Genomic DNA, 21,635 nt, shown 5'->3' with positions numbered 1-21,635 from the left:
ATGAGAAAGAATATTGTAGCAGGAAATTGGAAAATGAATACTACCCTCGCTGAGGGTATCCAACTTGCCAAGGATGTCAGAGCTTCCGTAGAGGGCAAGACGCTTCACTGTGAAGTCATCCTCGGAGTTCCCTTTACGCACCTTACCTCTGTGGTAGAGGCTGTCAAAGGCTCACTTATCAAGGTAGCTGCGGAAAACTGTGCTGCTTACGACAAAGGAGCATATACCGGCGAAGTGTCGGCTGCCATGGTGGCATCGACAGGAGTTTCTCATGTCATCCTCGGCCACTCCGAGAGACGTATGTACTTCAAAGAGTGTCATGAGACCCTTGCGCAGAAGGTGAGACTGGCTCTCGACAATGGATTGACTCCTATATTCTGTATCGGAGAAGTCCTCGAAGAGCGCGAAGCAGGTAAGCACTTTGAGGTCGTAGGTCGTCAGGTTGAGGAATCTCTCTTCGGACTTTCTGAGGCCGATTTCCGCAAGATCATCCTTGCTTACGAGCCTGTGTGGGCTATCGGTACAGGCAAGACTGCCACTGCAGATCAGGCTCAGGAGATACACGACTACATACGTAAGGCTGTGGCGAAGAAGTATGGCGAATCCGTAGCCCAAGACTGCTCTATCCTCTACGGGGGAAGTTGCAACGGCGGCAATGCTGTCGAACTTTTCTCAAAGACTGACGTAGACGGCGGACTCATCGGTGGTGCCGCTCTCGCTGCGGATAAGTTTTTGCCCATCATCGAGGCCTTCGACAAGTAAACACAAGTAGACAAAAGCGATAACTCCGGACGGATGAAAGCGGATGACCTTATGGTTGTCACGCTTCATCCGTCCGGAGTTTTTTTGTTTCAAAAACCGCCTACCCCCTACTCTAAGCAGACTTTCTCCTTTTCCTTGTCATTTTTGCTCCGGATCTTTATCCCATGCTATCCTACTCGTGATCCCATTTGTGATTCAGATTTGAAAGATTCCGAAAAAAGTTGCCTGCTTCGATGCATCAAGGTAAGCATATCTATTTGGAGGGTTGTTTATCTCTTTCCCGAGCATTTATCCTGCATCTATCCAAACGGAGGCGTAGATACGAGAGAGTCCGATATAACGGCTATATCGGACTCTATCTTCTGTTTATCTTCCCCTATTCTTTCCGAAGAAAGCTTTAGAGGCCTTTTATTTGTGTTTATGGCGCTTTATTTCGTCTGTGATGGATTAGTCTTACCCGAATGCCAAAACAATCGTTTCTACGCGCCCGGAAAGCTATCTATACAACTATAGATGTACCTTGACGTGTGGAAAAAATTGTTTACAGACTCGATGCCGAGGTTTACTTGTCCCTATCGAGGTTGAGCACCTTGATGACAAAGCTTGCCGCAGGCCCTTTGAAAGCACGTCCCATAGCCTCTGTGAGGATATTCATCACCTCCGTATATTCGCCGAAGACACGGGTGGATATGCTGCCGGGCTCGACTTTTATGTTGTCATGCTTTTGAAGGTCGGCGATGAAAGCACGGATATGTGGCTTGAAGTCATCGGTAAGGGGATAATAACTGAGTTCGACCGAACATTTCATAAGTCTTCGATGTATTTGAGTTGTTACTTATTTTATTATTTATCAGATGGATAAGTGTTTTCTTATCCTTTCTGTCTTATCTTTTGATCCAAAGAAACAAACACCCTCGATGCAGTGCACATTGAGGGTGTTTGTCTTGTAGGCGTTATTTTTTCACGAGGTCTCTCAAACTCTTTTGTTCCTTTGCCTTTGAGAACTGGCTGTCTGCATGGTAAGAGGAGCGCACGAGAGGACCGCTTTCCACATGGGTAAGCCCGAGAGCTTCACCGATACGTTTGTACTCGGCAAATTGGTCGGGATGCACATACTCCACCACCTCTATATTGCGCTTCGACGGACGCAGGTACTGACCTATGGTGAGGGTCGATATGCCATTGGCGACACAGTCTCTCATCAGTTCCTTGACCTCCTCCGGAGTCTCTCCCAGACCCACCATGATACCTGTCTTGGCGACAAATCCACGCTCCGCAATGGTGCGCAGCACCTTCATGCTCGTGTCATAAGTGGCTCTGTGACGTACTGTAGGTGTGAGACGACGCACGGTCTCAAGGTTGTGCCCCACTACATCGGGTCGTGTGTCCAGCACCTTTTGGAGGCAATCCGGATCACCTTGGAAGTCAGGTATGAGTACCTCTATCTTCGTATCCGGGCATCTCTTCTTGACCTCTCGTATACACTCTGCCCAGTGCCCTGCTCCGTAGTCATCCATATCGTCTCTGTCCACAGAGGTGATGACCGCGTATCTGAGCTTCATCTGAGCCACACTCGCTGCCAGACGCTTCGGCTCGAGAGGGTCCACGGGGGCAGGCTTCGCACAGGAGTTTGTCGCACAAAAACGGCATGCTCTCGTACAGTCGTTGCCACAGATCATAAATGTGGCAGTACCGCGGCTCCAACACTCATGCATATTGGGACAACGGCCACTGGCACATATCGTGTGCAGACCTCCCGTGGTGAGGGTCTCCGAGGTGTGCGAGTAGTTGTCCGTACTGCGGATGCTTATCTTGAGCCAGTCGGGCTTGCGCAGGGGTTTGGTATTGGCTTTTGCTCCTGTGATCATAGGTTGGTCTTGAAGTAGCCTATAACCTTGCGGAAAAGGTGGTTACGAGAGTTTCCTCCATGTATGCCATGATCCTTGTCGGTGTAGGTCATCATATCAAAGTCTTTGTCTGCCTGGACAAGTGCTTCAGTCAAGAGCATTGTATTCTGCATATGTACGTTGTCATCGGCCGAGCCTTGGATGATCATGAGCTTGCCCTGAAGTCCCTTGACATGGGTGAGGACAGAGGTCCGGCGGTAGCCTTCTGGGTTTTCGTTGGGTGTACGCATATATCTCTCCGTGTAGATGGTGTCGTAGAGACGCCAGTCTGTAGGAGGAGCGACAGATACACCGGCCTTGAACGTACCATTGCCACGAGTCATACACATGAGCACGTTGTAGCCACCGAAGCTCCAGCCGAAGATACCGATGCGGTTGCCATCGATGTATGGAAGTTTGCCAAGAGCCTTGGCTGCCGCTATCTGATCGTCACTCTCGAGGATACCGAGGTTGAGATAAGTAGCCTTCTTGAACTCTCTGCCACGGAAGCCCGTACCGCGACCATCTACACAGACGACGATGAAGCCCTCTTGTGCCATGGCTACGACCCAATCGGTCTCGTATTTGTTTTCCACCTCTTGAGAGCCCGGACCGCTGTACTGAGTCATCACGACGGGATAACGACGTGAGGGATCGAAGTTGGTAGGCTTGATCATCCACGCGCACAAGTCTATGCCTTCGGCAGTCTTGAGCATCATGAATTCCTTTTTAGGTATATCGTATCGTCCAAGGGTGCTCTTAAGGTCCTTATTGTCTTCGAGGAGTTTGACCTCCTTGGCATCACGAGTGCGGCATATCTTGTAGCTTGGCACTTCGGTAGCCGATGAGTGCGATAGGAGGTAGTAGCTCATGTCTTTGCTGAAAACAACGGAGCTGACACCACTCTTGGGCGAAAGGTATCTCTGCTTACCCTTTTTGTCCTGTGCGATGATGACACGGTCGCCGGGAGTAGGGGATGCGAGGGAGTAAATGAGTTCGCCCGCAGCCGTCACACCATAGAGGTGAGCCACATCGCTCTTTCCCTTGGTGACCTTGCCTGCGAGAGTACCGTTTTTGTCATATCTGTAGATCTGTGCCGTACCGTCCGACTCATTGACATAGAGTGCTCCCCGGTTGTCAAACGTCAACTGTCTCACCCACTCGGTGTCGATGTACTTTTCGTCCCTGTCTTGCAACCACACCTTGGCTACGAAGCTCTTGGGATTGACGCTGTACACCTTGAATATACTCTGATGACGGTTGAGCGTGAAGACGTAGAGGGCTTCGTTGCAGAAGTCCATACGAGGAATATAAAACTCTTCTTTTTCAGGGAGTTTGATGTCCTTTGTGTCACGATTGTCTACGTTGTAGAGTTTGATCGATATGTCAGAGTTTTTTTCTCCCGCCTTAGGGTACTTGTACACGTAGTTGAAGGGGTAGTTGCCCCTGCCGAAGATTGTCATGTCGAAGGTCTTGACCTTGCTTTCATCGCTACGTACAAAAGCGAGGAAAGCTCCGTCAGGGCTCCACTCCATCAGTCCGATGGTGTACAATTCCTCCTCGTAGACCCAGTCCGTGACACCGTTGAGTATGGCATTCATCTTGCCATCTGTCGTCACGCGAACCTCTGTGTCGTAGTCAAACTTCTTGATATAGATGTCGTTGTCTATCACGTAGGCACACATACGACCATTGGGCGAAAGGGTGGGGATGCGCACCTTGCCTGCGGTCGTTGCGAGAGGCTTGACCATATTGCGGCGCACATCGTAGTGGTAAGCTGTATAGCTGCGACTGCGGCGGTAGATGGGTTTTGTCTCTCTGAGGAGGATGATGTGATGACCGTTGTCGCTGATGCGGTAGTCTTCGATGTCTTTGAAGTCGCATTCGCGAGCTGTCTTGCAGTTGAAGAGCGTATCGACGACCTTTGCCGTCTCATACGAGTAACGCACGATGGCACTGTGGTCCTGACTCAATATGGTGTAGTGCTTGCCATCGGCAGTCGAACGAAATCCGTTCCCTGCTCTTTTGGCTGCAAATACTCCACTCGTAATCTCTTGGATAGTAGGACTCTTGGGCGTGGTCGTCTGAGCAACACACACCGAACTGCTCAGTAGAGCAGAGAGTAAAAGGTATCTTAAACTGTTCATATCTATTAGTTTGGTTGAACAAAGATAACATATCCCGACTAAATAAGCCAATCACAGAGGGATATAAAAAGTGTCCTCTCCCACGCCCCCTCAAAGGGTGGGGGGATCGCTCGGACAAGCTACCGCCCAGACCGCCTCCTCAGATTCCCTTTTTTTTGTCCGTGTCAAAGCAAATAATTTCGGACTCTGACAGCCCCAAAAAAGTCGTCTAAGGTGATTCATCAAGTTGTCTAACTTGCGATCACAAGTTAGACAACTTGATTTCGACCTTTCTTTACTTTGTCCGATCACCTGCTTTGCTTTCCTGATTATCTCTCTCCAAGAGTCGAGACCTTCTGTTTCGAGCCCTTTCCATGATCAGTCTCATCCTCCCGAATACAAAACAAAAAGGCTGACAACCTATTGGTTATCAGCCTTCATCTGTACCCAGACCCGGGATCGAACCGGGATGGATTGCTCCACTGGTGTTTGAGACCAGCGCGTCTACCGATTCCGCCATCTGGGCATGGCTTTCGTTTATCGATGCAAAGGTAAATAAAATATAGCTATCTGACAATAGTTTGACGACTTATCCGTTTTCGGATCGGGTAGGGCGGGGGAGTCTGCCTTGTATGGACCCACAGCTTAGAAGGCTGTGATCCCGGGCTTGGACCTCCGGAGTGTCATGGATGGGCACAGATAATCCCGAGAGTAAAAACAAAAAGAGTTAGGGTTCTTTCTCAAGCTCCCTAACTCCATGAAACAAATCAATCTAAAACATCAATCATTATTATTAAGAGTTGAGCTGCCTCACGGCATGTCTACCCTCAATCAACGACTTGGAAGTCGTCTTTAAGCATTCTCAGTGTATTATTGCTCTATTTTAACATGTGTCATGACAAATATAAACAAATATGAACTAAGTCCAAATTTTTTCTATTCAAAAAAGCCTTTTGTATAGCATTTTTACGAAAAAAGGCTGTGCAAACAACTTTTTGCACAGCCTTTTAAGTTCTGTTTGTATATTTAGTCAATTATTTAGTTACTCGAAGCATTGTCTTTTTCATTTTGCTTTTTGAACTGGTTGACGTGCCTCATCAAATCCACCGAATGATTGACTTTTGTTTCTGTCAAAGCATGAGCGATGACATCCTTGATATCTGTGACGTATACGAAATCAAGCCCGGAGATATATACATCCTTGATCTCCTCTATATCTTTGCGGTTTTCTTGGCAGAGGATGATGGTCTTGATGCCTGAACGCTTCGCTGCGAGGATCTTTTCCTTGATACCTCCCACAGGGAGTACCTTGCCACGAAGAGTGATCTCTCCGGTCATGGCTATGGAGGACTTGACCTTTCGCTGGGTAAATGTCGAGATGAGGGAAGTCACAAGAGTGATACCTGCACTCGGACCGTCTTTGGGGATCGCTCCCTCAGGGATGTGGATGTGGACGTTCCAGTAGTCGAAGACTTCTTTCGGGATGTCGTACACGTTGGCATGGCTCTTGACGTATTCGAGAGCAAGGACTGCAGACTCCTTCATCACATCTCCGAGATTTCCGGTGATGGTCATACGGCCGCTCTTGGAGGGACTCAAGGCACTCTCCACAAGGAGTATCTCACCGCCTACGGATGTCCATGCAAGACCTGTGACGACTCCTGCGTATTGGTTGCCCTCATACTGGTCACGAGTATGTTTAGGTGCTCCGAGGAAATCCTTGAGGTCTTCAGGTTTGATGGTAAAGACGGGCATCTCTCCTCCGTTATCGGTGATGTCGGCTACCCTCTTTGCCACTTTGCGCATGAGCGATGCTATACGTTTCTCAAGCTCTCTGACACCACTTTCTCGTGTATATCGCTCGATGAGTTCGGCAATAGTCTTTTTGCTGACTTTGACGTTCTTTTTGGAGAGTCCATGATTTTCCAACGCTCTTGGCAACAAGTGTCGGTGCGCAATCTCTACTTTTTCTTCGAGGATGTAGCCACTCACTTCGATCATCTCCATACGATCACGGAGAGGACCCGGTATAGCTCCTATATTATTGGCGGTAGCTATAAAAAGAGCCTTGCTCAAGTCGTAATCGAGGTCAAGGTAATTATCGTGGAATGTGTTGTTTTGTTCCGGATCGAGGACCTCAAGAAGGGCAGACGAAGGGTCTCCCTTGTAGTCCTGAGCCAGCTTATCTATCTCGTCAAGGACAAAGACAGGGTTGGCGGACTTTGCTCTGATAAATCCTTTGATGATACGGCCCGGCATAGCTCCGATGTAGGTACGTCTGTGTCCTCGTATCTCAGCCTCGTCATGGAGACCACCGAGAGATATACGCACATACTTACGATTGAGAGCTGAGGCTATGGACTGCCCAAGAGAAGTCTTACCTACCCCCGGAGGGCCGTAAAGGCAGATGATGGGCGAACGCAAATCTCCCTTGAGCTTGAGGACAGCAAGGTGTTCGAGGATACGCTCCTTGACCTTTTCGAGTCCGAAGTGATCCTTGTCGAGTATCTTGGCTGCGTTAGGTATGTTGAAGTTGTCTTCTGTCGTCTCCTCCCAAGGCAGATCGAGCATGGTCTGCAAGTATTGCATCTGTATGCTGTAGTCCGGCGACTGGGAGTTCATTCGTTGTAGTTTCTTTATCTCCTTTTTGAACGCCTGGTCTACCTCTTTTGACCATCTTTTGTGGAGGGCTTTTTTGTTGAGTTCGATGATATCGTCCTCATCGCCCTCATTGAGCTCGTCCTTGATGACCTTGAGTTGTTGCTGGAGGAAGAAGTCTCTCTGTTGCTTGTCCAATTCCTTGCGGGTCTTCTGCTGTACCATCTGCTTCATCTCAAAGAGTTGGAGCAGAGTATTGGCACTTGTCAGCATGCGATAAGCCCTTGTTTTGAGGTCTCCGATCATGAGCAGAGAGAGCTTCTCAGCCATATCGGAAGGGAAATTGGTACAAGCAAAGTTGAGCATGGCTTCAGGGTCTTTTACACCCTTTATTGCCTGCAGTACGGGTTGAGGCAGATCTCCTCTGTGTCTGAGGATGGCTATGCATTTCTCTTTGAGAGTGGAGATCAGGGCCTGAAACTCTATGTCATCCTCTGCGGGTTTATTGTCCTCCAAGAGGCGATAAGTACCGAAGAGATAAGGATTTGTCCGTGTCAATCCTGTCAGTTCGACACGCTTCTTACCCTGAATGATGACGGTGAGGATGTCCTCCTGTACCTGCATCACTCGCACTATTTCTCCTATCGTTGCTACATGGACAAGGTCTTCAAATTCCGGGTCTTCCGTCTCCGGTTCCTTCTGTACCGCCACGAGGACGTGTTTATTTTTGGCTTTACCGAGTTGGTTCACCAACTTTTTAGTTTTGGCGCGACCCACCATGACAGGGAGCATCACCCCGGGGAAGAGTATCATATCTCTCAGCGGGATGACAGGTAGTTCTTCAGGCAGGCTGTCAAGTCCTTCCGACAGGTCCATGTCCATGTCTTCGGGAAAGATCATTGGCGTCATACCACCTGTCAGATCATCCTGATTCAGGGTGTCTTCTTCCAAAAAAATATCTAAGTTCATCTAATATCTGTATTTCAAAAAGTCATTGAGCGTGGAGTAAGTATACTCTCTCTATTACGTAGCAAAATGCGTGCCATATTTCCCATAACCCACACAAAGCTCACTAATATTCAACATCGGAGAGACCCAAATAGTTGTAAAATATACGAGCCGTAGACAAATATGAAAAAAATAATCGGAGTGGCAGACGATCGGCAGATGATCAAAGGGTCTGTACCTTTTCGCCGTGACGGCAATAAGAGCGTATCCCGCACTCCATGCACTTCGGACTGCGAGCTATGCATACATATCTGCCGTGGAGGATGAGCCAATGGTGGGCACGAGAAAGGAGTTCACGAGGGATGTGACGCTCCAGCAGACGCTCCACCTTGAGAGGCGTATTGGCTGTACTCGGTACCAGCCCCAAGCGATGAGACACCCTGTACACATGGGTATCTACGGGCATTGCAGGCACATCATAGATGACCGAAGCCACGACGTTGGCTGTCTTTCGGCCCACCCCGGGGAGTTTGACAAGCTCCTCTATCCTGTCCGGTACTACGGAGTCGAAGTCCTCTACCAGCATCCGTGCCATCGCTGCAAGGTGCTTCGCTTTGTTGTTGGGGTAGGAGACACTTCTGATGTACTCAAATAGCAGTTCGGGCGAAGCTGCCGCCATGACCTCTGCCGTCGGGAAGGCCTCAAACAGTGCGGGAGTGATCATATTGACCCTCTTGTCCGTACACTGTGCAGACAGTATGACGGCGACAAGCAGCTCAAACGGGTTGGTGTACTCCAGCTCCGTCTCAGCTGTGGGCATCGCTTCCTTGAAGTAGGCGATGATGGCATCGTATCTCTCCTGTCGCTTCACTCTTTTGATCAGTGTGCTGCGGTGAACTGGCGTAAGAACTTCAAGTCGTTTTCCGAGAACAAGCGAAGGTCGCTCACACGGTACTTCAGGTTGGTGATACGCTCGATACCCATACCGAGAGCATAGCCCGTGTACTTCTTGCTGTCTATACCGCAAGCATCGAGCACGGCAGGATCAACCATACCGCAGCCGAGGATCTCCACCCAGCCGGTGTGCTTACAAAATCCGCAACCCTCTCCGCCACAGATGTTACAAGAGATATCCATCTCTGCCGAAGGCTCTGTAAATGGGAAGAACGAAGGGCGGAGACGTATCTTGGTCTCTGTCCCGAACATCTCCTGAGCGAAGTGCATGAGTACCTGACGAAGATCGGCAAACGACACATTTTCGTCTATATATAGTGCCTCCACCTGATGGAAGAAGCAGTGAGCGCGAGCAGAGATCGCTTCGTTGCGATACACCCTGCCCGGGCAGATGATACGTATGGGAGGTTGTCCCTGCTCCATGACACGAGACTGTACCGAAGAAGTATGCGTGCGCAACACTATCTCAGGCGTGTGAGATACGAAGAATGTATCCTGCATATCGCGAGCAGGATGATCGTCGGCAAAGTTGAGCGACTCAAAGACGTGCCAGTCGTCCTCTATCTCAGGACCTTCGGCCACGTTGAATCCGAGACGGGAAAAGATATTGATGACCTCATCCCTCACGATGTTGAGAGGGTGACGAGAGCCCATGGGGAAAGGGAATGCCGTACGGCTGAGATCGAGGTTGCCCTCACCCTTTTGCTTACGACTTTCGAGTCTTTCTTTGAGTTCGTTGTACTTATCTGTTGCCAACTGCTTGAGTTCGTTGATGAGCGCACCCACTTCCTTCTTCTCCTCATTGGGGACAAGTTTGAAGTCGGCAAAGAGGGCGTTCAACGCACCCTTTTTACTCAAGTATTTCAGTCTCATCTCTTCCAGAGCTTCTGCTGTCTCCGGAGCGAGCTCTGCCAACTGTGCTTTAAGCGCTTGTATCTTCTGTCTCATGTCGTTAGTCTTGCTGTAAATAAAATTTCGTAGCTGCGAAGTTACGCTTTTTGTCCCTAATTACAGCTATCTGGCTGAAATAATTAGACTTTACTCATACTCTCTCCTCTCTCGGGATCATATCCACGGCTCAAAAGTTTATCTCCCCGCTCCCTCCCACCAAGTGATCCTTAAAAAAGACTCCGGAGAGACCTTGTAACGTCTCCCCGGAGTTCGGCTTTATCTGCTCTCTGTCTGAGGCCAAATGTCTATGCCTCAGATCGGTAAATTCTCAGATTTTGTCTCCTTTACATACATGTACCGGGGCTGTACTCCATAGACTTGATCAACCCATCTTCCGAAAAAACGATGACCATCTCTATGGGAAGTTCTTGGCTGAGTCTGACGACGAGCATCTCATCCCTATGCTCCTCCTTGTCATATAGAGACAATAGCTCCGGACCAAACCAGTTGCCGAGGTACTCTATCACAGCCTCCTTGTTGCACTCGGGTACACCTACATAGAGTCCGGCGAAGCCAAAGCCCTCTCTGTTGGTCGAAAATAATGTCAAGGATGGGTCGGCTTGATACTCCGGATTGTACTCAAAGTGTACCCAAGAAGCCTCAAACGGCTCATAAGTGACGAAAGAAGAGTGGGTTATTCCACAGGTTGTGTAGTAATAGTTGTCCTTGGGGTAGGATATCTTGCACTCAAACAGAGGCTTTCCCCACTTTTCTGTCACCTCTTCGGGATTGGTAAATCCCGCCAACTCTGTCAACAAAGCCCCCTCATAGGTCATCTCCCCCTCTTCCGATTGGGTGAAGATCTCTTCAAACTTCCTTTTTCTCGCCTCTCTATCCTCGAGTGACCAGTAAGGCTCGATACCTTCCTGATCCCCACCGGGAGCCCTGCTATACTCGACCGAAGCATAGTCTATCTGAAATGCTCCCTCATGAGGTATGAGTGTTACCTCCGTGTTGTAGACATAGTCTCTGCCGTACCTGATGTACACGTTGTAGACCAATCCCTCCTTGTGTGTGACCTTGAGGTCATAGAGAGAGGTGGTCTCCCCGTTTCCTTTCCCGAAAAGTTTGTGATCATCCTCCTTGATGGGATAGATGTCTTTCCACTTTTCCTTGTAAGCCTGCTCCGCAGCCTTCAACTCATTTTCATCCATGTTCGATGGTCCGTAGATACGAAGTGCGTCATTGAAAAACTCCCTCAGACGAGGAGTCATCACCAGCTCTTCGTCGGTGCTGTCGACACACACTTCACCATCCGCATTGATGATCAGGCTCTCCAACCACTTCGCTCCGGCCTCGATTTGTTGTTGACTCTTTTCTTGGCAAGACAACAGCATCAACAACACTGTTGCCATTACGATAAATCTCTTCATGATACAAACGATTATTATTTGGATTTACATACGATACAAGGTTCATCTCAAAGCCGGAACTCTCCCCCGACCTCCACAAGACACTCCCCCTATCATGTTCATTTTTACCCTCCAAATTTACACAAATTAAGACACTCTGCAACACCTCTTGATATCAAGGTAGTGAAAGGTCGAAATTAAGTTGTCTAACTTCATGAATTCATCAGTCTAACTTGTCGCATCAAGTTAGACAACCTTTTTTCTTCAAGTCTACCTGCCCCTTTTTCATCCAACCAAGATTTTTCACCTCCTCTGCTTCGACAGATACATCCCGAAAACAAAAATCCCATCAACATCATACATGAAATATGTGCCGATGGGAAATAAACGCTACAATGTCACTCCAAAGTTCTGCCCCTTAAAGACAGATCGCATATACACAGAAGATCCCCTCAAAATAAAAAGTCCCGAAAAAATCAGCAGTTTGACCTTGGAACTGCAATCCAAGACTCTTACTGGATTTTTCGGGATCATTTGTGCCATTATTTTTCTGTTTTTCTCCTAATATACTTCCTAAATAGCTTTACCGATCGGCTACGTACATGGATAAAAAAGTAGGGGAAGACGAATGTTCATCTTCCCGGGGGCACGATGCCTTTCGGACATCCCACCTGAGAGGACTTACTCCTCTACTCTGCAAGAGTACAAAAAATAAATTAAAAACAACGGATTCTCATCGTCTTACAGCATATATAGATGGTAGCTTACTACTTCGACTTGGTAGGGGTGGTTGGTTCGTCTTGATAGTCTTATTGACTGATTATGTATAGATGGAGGTTTGTGAAATGGACTGAAGGAGGAGCTCAGGTTTCTACGTCTTGATAGTCTTACTGACTGAATATGTATAGATACTATGGGAAGCGTCTCTTTCTCTCTTGGTATGAGGAGTCTTGATAGTCTTATTGACTGATTATGTATAGATGGAGATTGATTATCAGTGTTTTAATGATTATACCATTTCTAATTTACTGAGAATCAGATCTGATTATTTTTTCGAAAATCATAGTCCAAGAATGTGTTTACACGAACATTTTGGATGAGATATTACTTCTCAATCTCCTGTGCAACAAAGATATATAAAGAATTTGATTTTTCGAAAATAGAAGCTAAGAAATGATCTTTCTTCGATTTTCGAAAAATATCCCTTTGGCATTGCTGATAATCAGGGTGTTATAATTGTTAAAGATGGCATTTCTTCGAAAATATGTTGGGGTCTTATCATTAGACTATGATTTTCGAAAAAGTGTCGACGTTTTTGTTTTTCATAATGTGTTGATTTATAGAGAAAAGTGCTTTTAGGAGAGGGGAAATGTTTTTCGAAAATCAAACAGCTGTTTTCTGACCCTTTGGGGCCCTTATGATGTGCCTTAAGAGGTAGTGTCATGGCGTCTCTTCGGGAGGGCTTGAGGACTTGATCGACCTTGAGCGTCGTAGGGGTCAAGAAGCGCAGACTGAGGTGTTCGTGCCAACGAGGGGCTTGGCGGACAAAAAAGTTGATCGTAAGGCGTGCTTGATCGATAGTCGATCCGTTGCGGTAGAGTGAGGCTTCGGGGCTGAAGAGTTGGTAAGAACGGTAGATGAAGCTGTGATCGTTAAAGAAGTTGTACGCCTGCCACTCGGGCAAAAAGGTAAGGAAGTCCTCCACAAGCTGAGGGTCTTGGGAGATGATGGTGATGTAGATATCGAGGGCTTCTCCTCTTGAAAATCCTCGTCGGGAAGGCTTGTCTACTCGTATGATCAGTCGCGAAGAGGAGTTGGTGCCGTCTTCTGTCTCGTGTGGCTTGAATAGTTCGCCATAGAGGTGTGAGAAGCGCGAACTGTTTTTCAATGCATTGCCCAGTGCATAGCGTGGCAAGAAGTACCATTTGCCCGAAAAGGTGAAAGCCTGACGGGCTTCGAACCGGACTCTGAAATGATAGGCGGAAAACTTTTGGAGAAATAAGGGTAAGGATGCTGGCGTAACGGCTGACATAGAGATGATAACAAAAAAGGGTGTGCCAAAGTGTTGAACTTTGGAACACACCCTCGTGTCGTAGATTTATCATTCGGTAAACTGTCCGTACCCTACATTGGTCTTGGCACCGAGACCGAAGGTGAGGATGATCTCTTTGAAAAGATCAAGCTTTTCCTTGGCAGAGGGTTCCTTTGCGTGGTCTTTGAGGATAAACCGAAACTCATAGGTCACGCCGGGATTGACCCTCAGGAAGCGGACAGGGGTGGGGTTTTGCAGTGGGGCGGGATGATGGGTGATGTAGTCCTCTCCGAAGAGGAGTTGAGACGGTGTGCCGACAGGGACAGCATCGAGGAAGATGTCCCTATCGTAGATCGACAAACCTTCACCCTTAAAGACGGTGCTGACAAATTTATCTACTTTATCTGCATCCATGCCCTTGTCCTTCAAGAAGCTCCACTCAACAATGGCTGAGCATAGCATCCCTTTGATCGAAGATCCGGGAATGACGGGAAGTCCTGAGGTGTAGTCAAAGTACATCCCGAGGTTGTATACTTCGGGGGTGTCTTCTTTGTCTGTTGTTTCCTTTTCGCTTTTGGGCTTATTGATCTCGTGATGATAACCTATCCCACACACCAGCCCGGGATAAGTGGTTTTCAGCTTGAAGGTCTGAATGACCCCTTCCCCAAAGCCGTCTTGTGGCATCTTGGGGATAATCTTAATGTTTTTGAGCTTATCATTAGATCCCTTGTTGAACTCAGAGAAGTTGACAACTTCTCCTTTTTTATTGATCTTCAACGTGTCGAAATAACGCCGATAGTACCAGTGACCAAAATTCATTGTCCCTTCCCTCCTTTCTCATCTTCCTTGCTCGCCTCTTTTGCTGTGAATGTCCGAAGTGCCAACTTGAGTGCCACAGCGTATTCAAGTATCTTCTTCTCCCACATTTTATGTTCGGGACCAGTTGCCAATGTTTTTAGATCTCCGGCCTTTTCGTCGATAGCGAGTTTGATGATTGCTGTGAAATCGGGATCTGTCATCTCCCTGCCCTCTTGCTTCATCTCCATATAGTAGAGGGCTTTGAGCCATAATTCACGCTCTTCTTTATTGTAGAAAATAAGAGTGGGTAGTAGCCCTGACTGCACGATGTTGGGACCAAGGGCATTGATGTATCCTTTGTGGACTTTTTCGAATGAAGCTGTAGTAGTATCTACAATGCCGACACTTTCAATGGCATCCATTGCTATCGGGATAAGCTCTTGTATCTTCCTCTTGTCCATCTACTTCTGAATTTTTATTATGTTCTCAATCTTACAAAAACCATAACCGATCGAGCCATTCGCTCCTATCTGTACCGGACTTTCTTGGAGTATCTTGTCAAACTCCTTAAATATCTCCTCATCGTCGTAAGATACAAAGAAGACAAATCGAGCCTCAGAAGGGATGACTTCCTCGTACCAAAGGTTTTGGCTCTCTCCGTTATCCAAATTGTTGCGGGCAATGACCGGAAGTTGTTCGAGCTCAGCGAGGAGATTTTCATTTTCTGTCAAATTAGGCTTCGCCTGATTAAAGAGATCCTCTACTCCAAGAAGTTTAGCCAAATTTTCAATGGGCTTTATTAGTTTATTATTTGTCCTGAGTATATATGTTTCGTTTCCACCTTCAGTACGAACAGGATAGCCGATCAGGTTGGCTTGGAAAAAGGTGAAGTGTCCTACACTGTGAGACAGGTCTTTGTTATTGGCATCACTTCCAAAGACGTGTCTTATGTGAGGAAATTTCTTACTGCTGAAGTATTGTCTCAGAGCTCCTTTCAGACTTGAAGAATAGATGCAGGGAAAGCCTGTCGTTACATCCCGTTGGACACAATTATCTACGACTTCGTAGGTAGCATCACCCTTGCCGACATGCATGTTGGTAAGGCATCTGATGGTATAAATAGCTGTTTTCATATGTTATAGGTTTATTTTTCAGGTTGTAATGGGTCGATGACTATGGCATGATTGTAACCGATGGTATGGAAGTTGATGTTGCTTTTGAGAGCTTCGCGGAAATCTTCCGCTTCTTGCTCGCATTTGAAATAGAAGACCGATCCGGCTGCATATAGTTCTTGTTCGTAACTCAGGGCAACTTCTGGCTCACATTCGTTTTGCTTCTTTTCTGCTATGACATCCTCTGATGTTCTTGGTTTTGAGGCACGGTTTTTTGTCATGTTGTAATACTTCTTCGTGTCTATGTTGGTGAGGAGACATGCAAAGTCTTTCAACGTTGTGATGCCAAAAGTAGCTTTAGAGACCTGCTCCGGCTTGATCAATGCATCCGACAGCAGGACTACGGTATAGTGTTGCTTATCACTTGTAGAAGGTGGAGCAGCTTTCGATAAATCGAAAGATTCCTCCGAGACTTCCATCACGAAAGGTTGTCGTTCGCCACCAAGGTATACTATGCGTTTGTCTAAAGCAGGGAATTTGATCTCGCTGTTGGTCTCCAATAGAGTCGCAAAGTAGAAGTCATGTGGATCACTATGGGGGTTCTTATCTTCTCCTTCATCAATAAACTTATTGAATTTATAGAATGTCTGACGGAAGAAAGAGTCATCTTGAGTCGAACCTTCATAATCCTTTCGGATTCCTGTGCGTTCGTCAGGTGTGAAAAATTTTTCCTCAGGGATTATTGTACCTTTCTCTAATGATACCCAGCAAGATTTAAGCTTAACTTTCGCATCATACTTCTCAAGAATTGGTGGACACCCCTCTTCGCAGGATAGTGAGAGTAGCTCGTAAGAAGTCTTTTCTTCTTCTTTTTCTTTGTATCGTTTTCCCATGGGAATAAAACGCTCTCCGGTAGCCCTGTCTATGATGAAGACAGGAGATATTGACTCAATCTTACCGAATCTCAATCTCTCAGTGGCAAAGGGAGTAAAGCTCTGCGAGCCGATCTCTTGCTCTGCGAGCCTTGGCTTTGCAATCTTATTGTCCTTGAAGACATTATTCCCCGCTATTTGTAGCAACTGATACCTCAGCAACCCCAATAATGTCGTCTGCTGTGGGAAGTATGAAGAGTGAACAAAGTAATTGGCATTATCGTTGCCAAAGGTCTTCTTTTGCCCGAAGAAAAACTTGTCTATCGGTGTGAGTCTAACGAGATAGGTCGGCATATTATTTCTCATCTTTAGCGGTTACAAACTGACAGTAGCGCAGGATGCCATGTAAAAGCGCCTTCTTTTCCTTTAGCCCTTGGGGTGCATCTTTATCGTTGTACATCTTGTAGATGAACTTTTGAAGCCTATCGAAAAATCTGTCTTCCTCATGATGCTCCTTATGTGTGCTCTCATCGAAAAAGTTGTCAAAGACAGCTTTTATACGTCTTTCATCCTTCACCACACTATCGGTGAAGATGACCTCATACATCTCCTCAATCCAATAGATGAGGCTGTTGATCATAGGTACATCTCCTTTGAATGCCTTTATGAGCTCACAAGCCTCTGCATATAGGGTAGTAGGCTCTTGATCCGCAGGAACAGAGGTAGAGTGCTTGCAAGGGAGCCGAAACTCTATCTTTTGGCCACTGTGTTTTTGGATGGATATCGCCACGGCATCTTTGCCTTTAGCACTTTTGGCCTTTTCCTTCATATCATCAGCCACCTTGAGAGCTTCAGACATAGGGCTTTTGTGGTAGAAGATGCTTACTCCGTATGACATCGACAACTTCTCACTGGTTTGGAGTTTTTCCCAAAATTCTCGGAAGCATTCGTCTATGATATCGATGAGCCTGAAGATGTCTTTCTCCGACTCGCCTTCCAATATTGGAGTAAAGAGCTTTAGGTCATCTCCTCCGATGTAGACCGGAACTGCCTTGGTCTTATCCATTAGCTTTTTGGTTACATTGACGGAGAAGTCAAAAAACAACTGAGCAAAGTCTTGCATTTCTTCCCGATTCGAAAGCTTTTTGATGTACTTACCAAAATTGTCTCCATCAGCATTTATGATGGCTAAGTATTTGTAGCAGTTGCGATAACCTTCTTTGTGCGTCAGTTTTGTGTAGTCAATTTCACTTTTATTATTCAGGATCCCTTCAATCTCCTTTTTACTAAGCCACCCCGAAACAGCTATCTCCGAGGTGCTCTCAAAGGCTCTTGATTCTCCTTCCTCCCTGAAATCTTTCAAAAAATAAATTTCGTGATCCTCAATAAACTTTTCCATGTAATCCTTGCTCTGAGGAGAACTTTTGCTGAAAAGTTCTTGTGTGTCCAAGTACTCGTTGAGCGTTTTTAAGACACCGGAGTCGAGGCCTTTTAGGGTAATCGTGGAGATGGAGATATAATTTTTTAAGTAATCCTGAAAGTCTACAAGTTTTCTTTCTCTGTTTGCTTTAGTTACCAAAGTGTTCTTAAACTCTTCCGCTAACTCTATTAAGACCTTTTCCTTAATCTTTTCGATGTCGGCTTTAGCATCCCCTGCTATAAAAAGTCTATCAGGGAATAGCCCCACTTTGTGTTTTAGACCTCTGAAAGAATCGTCGTCCTGTGGAAGACAAGGCGATATAATCAAGTCTCTATGGGGATACTCCTCCAGAAGTCTCTTCATTATCCACGAAAACATATAGCTCGCAGTCCAAAAGGCTTTCACGCTACGCGCCTTTTCAATAGTCTTGTATATCGGTCCGATTGTTACAGCTGTGTAGGTATTCGTACTCATTTTTTTAGACTCGTATAAATACGTTTTATATCTTCAAATATTTTTTTCCCTTCTTCCGTTTTTATGGGAGCAATTCTTTTCTCTACATCGATATTTGAAAATATATAGTCGAGAATGTCGTTTAGTTTAATATCACGCGGAACAATCATTTCTAATGGTTCTTTGATAGGCTTTGAAGGTTCCTTGAGGGAGTCTTCCCCTTTCTCTTTTTTGAATGCATTCACAAACACCTTGCTACCCAAGAATTCTTCAAACCCTGTATCTTCGGTAAATACATCAAAGAAGACGACGCATTTGTCTCCGATAAAAATGGGCTTAAATTGAATTGGTGACTTTAGACGATTTATTTCCTTGCCGTCTTTACCCCTGCAAGTCTTGCTGATATTGAATTGTTTCCAAGTTTCGTTTGTCGATAGTCCAAGTAAATCCCTAAAATCATACTTTTCGTCATCACGGTTGATATCATTGATCTTATGGATTTGCTCTTCTTTTTTCAGTTGTTCTGGGAAGAAGTGTTGCTTGATACTTCTTTTATCCCATTGCTTTCCTTTATGGGTCGTGGCGTAATAATGAAAAGCCGACTTAAAATAGAGGAGAGAGACCAACTTTTTATCTTTACTAGAACGATACTCATTTATTCCACTTCTGAGACTTTTGTAAAAGTAATTTATGCTCTTTAGGACATTATTGTAATCAGTTGTCTTAATATCAAAAGAGTATTTGTAGAGACTCCTGATGTTTGAGATTTTCTCATCTTTTATTGTGAATGAACCATAGCCTTTAGATTGTCGAGATCCAAAATTATGAAGGAGGAAGAACCTTGCCATGTTTTCTTCAATAAGTTTCTTTAGAGTCTCATCTTTTACCAAGATAATCATACGTACTCCGTTATCGGAAAAGATTAACTGTTTGGGCTTCTTTGACTTTAGATTGCCAAAATACATTGGCGTACGATCAGCACTTATCCGTTTTGTATTGTGAGGAATGAACTTTATTTTGAAGTCCAGGCTCGGATGATGTCCTTTTTCTGTTCCATTTTTGATTGTCGATTGAGGTATTTTTTTTTCATATGCTCTCAATAGAAACCTATCCAGTTTTGGCTTGACTTCCGAAGCTCGTAAAGTTGCTCCATCATCCGTTGCTTGGAAGTGGATGATGGGAGTGTGTTGTTTGAGTTCAAATTCTAACTTGTGCATAAAGTCTTGTTCTCTTGATTTAAGGATTTAACCTTGGTATCACAGCATATAGATTTTCATGCTTTGCTTGGGAGGATGACTGGGCCTTGTTGATTATGATTTTTTCTGTTCGTCCTCTTTGTTTTTCTGTTGTTTTCCGAGTCGCATTTCTTCCATATCCTTTTGAGCATTTAGTTCTGCTTTCCTGGTACGATACTTATAACGTCTATCAATTCGCATAACAAACGCCACAGTTAAACAGATTGCTACAATCGACCAGAAAATAAGTTGAGGCCAGCTATTGATCATACACATAATGTTCTCTTATTTATTTTTTGTTTTGAAATGGTATTTAATGGGGAAGTATAGGCATATAGCTATGACTATTGTTGTTATGAAGTCTCCGACACTCCACTGCCAACTGTTGGTGTTATTCCATGCGAATAGGCGGTCAAACCAACCATTATAGCCAAGGGTGTTGATGCCCAGCACTCCGGTAATCAGAGCAAGAGGCAGATACAGGTTGGCAGTTTTGTTCAAGGCGGTTTGTTCTTCTATCTCGAGATAGTTGAATAGCTCTGTCATTTCTCCATCAAGCGCCTTGGCATCACGCTCGATATTCATTGCCTTTTGGAAGAGCTCATACATCTCGATGCCTTGTATTTGTGATGTGACTTCTCTGAAGAATACCTGATTAAGAAATCGGATATAGTTTTCGTATAGTTCTTTGATATGTCTCCCTGCTTTTTTCTTCCGTCCCAGTATCTGTTCGGTAAGATTGGTGATTTCTGCACTGAAGCGTAGGACTCCGGCGCGTTGAACAAGGTTGAGTATTGCCATTTGATAGTATATGCTCATGAAGTGAGCTTCTATCGGAGGAAAAGTTGACAGGTAAACAGAAGAATCCCTTGTGATCCCTATAAGTGTGCCGTTCTCCACCCATCGTGAATATGTGCCTTTCTTGATTTCAGATAGCTGTAGATCAGAGTTGGCAATCCCCTTGCCATTTCCATCTCCATACATATACCGGTACCAAAAGTCTCTTTCATAACCGCTCTCGTATGCGTACCCGTCATTGGCTGTAATACCATGGAGGGCTGCAATTTTTTGTTTGGGACAGTCCCTTTTTCTTCCTACTCGGTTGGCGAGATGGCCATTTTTGTAGTGACTCAAGAAGTACATCCTATCATCCATGATGGGAGAGATCCGGATCGTACCTGCACGCTCATCCTGGTCTCTGAAGACAAATTTACTCCAACTGTCTCCCAATCGGTCTGTTTTCGAATACCCGAATACCTGTCGAATATGATCCGGTGGCAGGAAGGGGCTGCGGTGGTCTATTTCTCCTTCAAACTGACTGAAGTCCTCATAAAAGTCCAAGACTCCGATATGGCCCGAAATTGAATCAGCAAGGAAGACTTCTTTGGCCTTAAGTCTTTCCGATTTGTCTAAAAATTGTGGATATAGACGACGCCCGAAGTCATTGATCCGAAGGATATCAGACTCATCCTTATAGGAGTCATTGTGCAGGGTAAAGGAGACAAGCCCTACCCCTGTATCAAAGATATGCACCGATATCTTCGTTAGCCTTAGATCATAAGTCCTATTGATGCCTGCTTTAATATCGATAGAATACTTGCCATTTTCATCATGCAGTTCGTAAAAGTACACTGCTTTATTCTCCTTTGTGCCATAGATAGAGTTGCGGACAAAGGGATAATAGTAGGTGTATTCATTGTAATGTATGGCAGAGTCGTTGATCTCAAAAAACGTCCTCTTCAACTTCGTCTCTTGTGTGAATATCCTATCAAAGGCCTCTATGTCTGTACGTTGATTGTACGATAGATCCTCCTTTTTCGAAACCTTATGACCGATGTAGTCCCATTGAAAAGGAAAAATGAAGATATGTCTGCTGTATGGCATATTATTATCCATGAGTCTGAAGTGAAAAAGGTGAGTATTTTCATGCCTCACCATCGGTTAAATATAGCCGAAGAGGAGAGTATTTCCTCAAAATTATTGTCAGAAAACTCCTGCTTTTGGAGTCATAACAAAGATAAAAAATATTTAATAATATCAAGGTGTGCCTTCTGAAATAAAAGCAACTAAAAACGATAAATTAACGCCAGTTCGATTTAAGCGCAAGTAGGAAGTTTAGGATTTCTGACGATTTCA

Annotated in this window: 16 protein-coding genes and 1 tRNA gene; 1 reads left to right on the top strand and 16 read right to left on the bottom strand. The window is 45.6% G+C overall.

The annotated features are described in order from the left end of the window. Complete coding sequence (tpiA, locus tag Q4A14_RS01870) at nt 1–762, top strand: triose-phosphate isomerase (RefSeq protein ID WP_303169528.1); 762 nt, start codon at nt 1–3, stop codon at nt 760–762. Between the two features lie 562 nt (nt 763–1,324). Here tpiA and Q4A14_RS01865 read toward each other — a convergent pair. From Q4A14_RS01865 to Q4A14_RS01790, 16 genes are all read right to left on the bottom strand, one after another. After that, nucleotides 1,325–1,570 carry a hypothetical protein gene (locus Q4A14_RS01865; protein ID WP_303169527.1) on the bottom strand — a complete coding sequence of 82 codons (246 nt, stop codon included), beginning with the start codon at nt 1,568–1,570 and terminating at the stop codon, nt 1,325–1,327. 145 nt (nt 1,571–1,715) lie between these two features. Beyond that, on the bottom strand, nt 1,716–2,630 hold the full coding sequence (gene lipA, locus Q4A14_RS01860; RefSeq protein WP_303169526.1) for a lipoyl synthase: 915 nt from the start codon (nt 2,628–2,630) through the stop codon (nt 1,716–1,718). After that, entirely contained in the window at nt 2,627–4,795 is a 2,169-nt protein-coding gene (locus Q4A14_RS01855; protein ID WP_303169525.1) for a DPP IV N-terminal domain-containing protein, read from the bottom strand. The genes lipA and Q4A14_RS01855 overlap by 4 nt, the downstream gene beginning before the upstream one ends. 423 nt (nt 4,796–5,218) lie before the next feature. Continuing rightward, nucleotides 5,219–5,300 (bottom strand) — tRNA-Leu (locus Q4A14_RS01850). Between the two features lie 512 nt (nt 5,301–5,812). Continuing rightward, nucleotides 5,813–8,272, bottom strand: a complete 2,460-nt coding sequence (gene lon / locus Q4A14_RS01845) for an endopeptidase La (protein WP_303169580.1) — start codon at nt 8,270–8,272, stop codon at nt 5,813–5,815. Between the two features lie 271 nt (nt 8,273–8,543). Further along, nucleotides 8,544–9,191, bottom strand: a complete 648-nt coding sequence (nth, locus tag Q4A14_RS01840) for an endonuclease III (RefSeq protein WP_303169523.1) — start codon at nt 9,189–9,191, stop codon at nt 8,544–8,546. Nucleotides 9,192–9,199: 8 nt separating this feature from the next. Further along, a complete protein-coding gene (gene pheS / locus Q4A14_RS01835) occupies nt 9,200–10,222 on the bottom strand; it encodes a phenylalanine--tRNA ligase subunit alpha (protein WP_303169521.1) in 1,023 nt (340 codons plus the stop codon). 287 nt (nt 10,223–10,509) lie between these two features. Then, nucleotides 10,510–11,598, bottom strand: coding sequence for a hypothetical protein (locus tag Q4A14_RS01830; RefSeq protein ID WP_303169519.1), 1,089 nt, complete (start codon nt 11,596–11,598; stop codon nt 10,510–10,512). 1,201 nt (nt 11,599–12,799) lie between these two features. Further along, the gene (locus tag Q4A14_RS01825; RefSeq protein ID WP_303169517.1) at nt 12,800–13,609 is read right to left on the bottom strand and encodes a hypothetical protein; all 810 of its coding nucleotides are present in this window, start codon (nt 13,607–13,609) and stop codon (nt 12,800–12,802) included. 69 nt (nt 13,610–13,678) lie between these two features. After that, nucleotides 13,679–14,428 carry a type III-B CRISPR module RAMP protein Cmr6 gene (cmr6, locus tag Q4A14_RS01820; RefSeq protein WP_303169516.1) on the bottom strand — a complete coding sequence of 250 codons (750 nt, stop codon included), beginning with the start codon at nt 14,426–14,428 and terminating at the stop codon, nt 13,679–13,681. Continuing rightward, on the bottom strand, nt 14,425–14,868 hold the full coding sequence (locus Q4A14_RS01815) for a type III-B CRISPR module-associated protein Cmr5 (RefSeq protein ID WP_303169515.1): 444 nt from the start codon (nt 14,866–14,868) through the stop codon (nt 14,425–14,427). Before Q4A14_RS01815 ends, cmr6 begins: the two co-directional genes overlap by 4 nt. Continuing rightward, nucleotides 14,869–15,540, bottom strand: a complete 672-nt coding sequence (cmr4, locus tag Q4A14_RS01810; protein WP_303169513.1) for a type III-B CRISPR module RAMP protein Cmr4 — start codon at nt 15,538–15,540, stop codon at nt 14,869–14,871. It lies immediately after the preceding gene. A gap of 11 nt (nt 15,541–15,551) precedes the next feature. Further along, a complete protein-coding gene (gene cmr3 / locus Q4A14_RS01805; RefSeq protein WP_303169511.1) occupies nt 15,552–16,757 on the bottom strand; it encodes a type III-B CRISPR module-associated protein Cmr3 in 1,206 nt (401 codons plus the stop codon). Continuing rightward, a complete protein-coding gene (gene cas10 / locus Q4A14_RS01800; protein WP_303169510.1) occupies nt 16,747–18,285 on the bottom strand; it encodes a type III-B CRISPR-associated protein Cas10/Cmr2 in 1,539 nt (512 codons plus the stop codon). Before cas10 ends, cmr3 begins: the two co-directional genes overlap by 11 nt. Next, complete coding sequence (locus Q4A14_RS01795; protein WP_303169508.1) at nt 18,282–19,481, bottom strand: hypothetical protein; 1,200 nt, start codon at nt 19,479–19,481, stop codon at nt 18,282–18,284. Before Q4A14_RS01795 ends, cas10 begins: the two co-directional genes overlap by 4 nt. Nucleotides 19,482–19,784: 303 nt before the next feature. Next, on the bottom strand, nt 19,785–21,395 hold the full coding sequence (locus tag Q4A14_RS01790; protein ID WP_303169507.1) for a hypothetical protein: 1,611 nt from the start codon (nt 21,393–21,395) through the stop codon (nt 19,785–19,787). Nucleotides 21,396–21,635 lie beyond the last annotated feature (240 nt).

This window comes from Porphyromonas sp. (genome assembly GCF_030529325.1).
Lineage (GTDB): Bacteria > Bacteroidota > Bacteroidia > Bacteroidales > Porphyromonadaceae > Porphyromonas_A.
The sequence above is the reverse complement of the archived record's forward strand: the minus strand, read 5'-3'. Positions and strand labels throughout refer to the sequence as shown.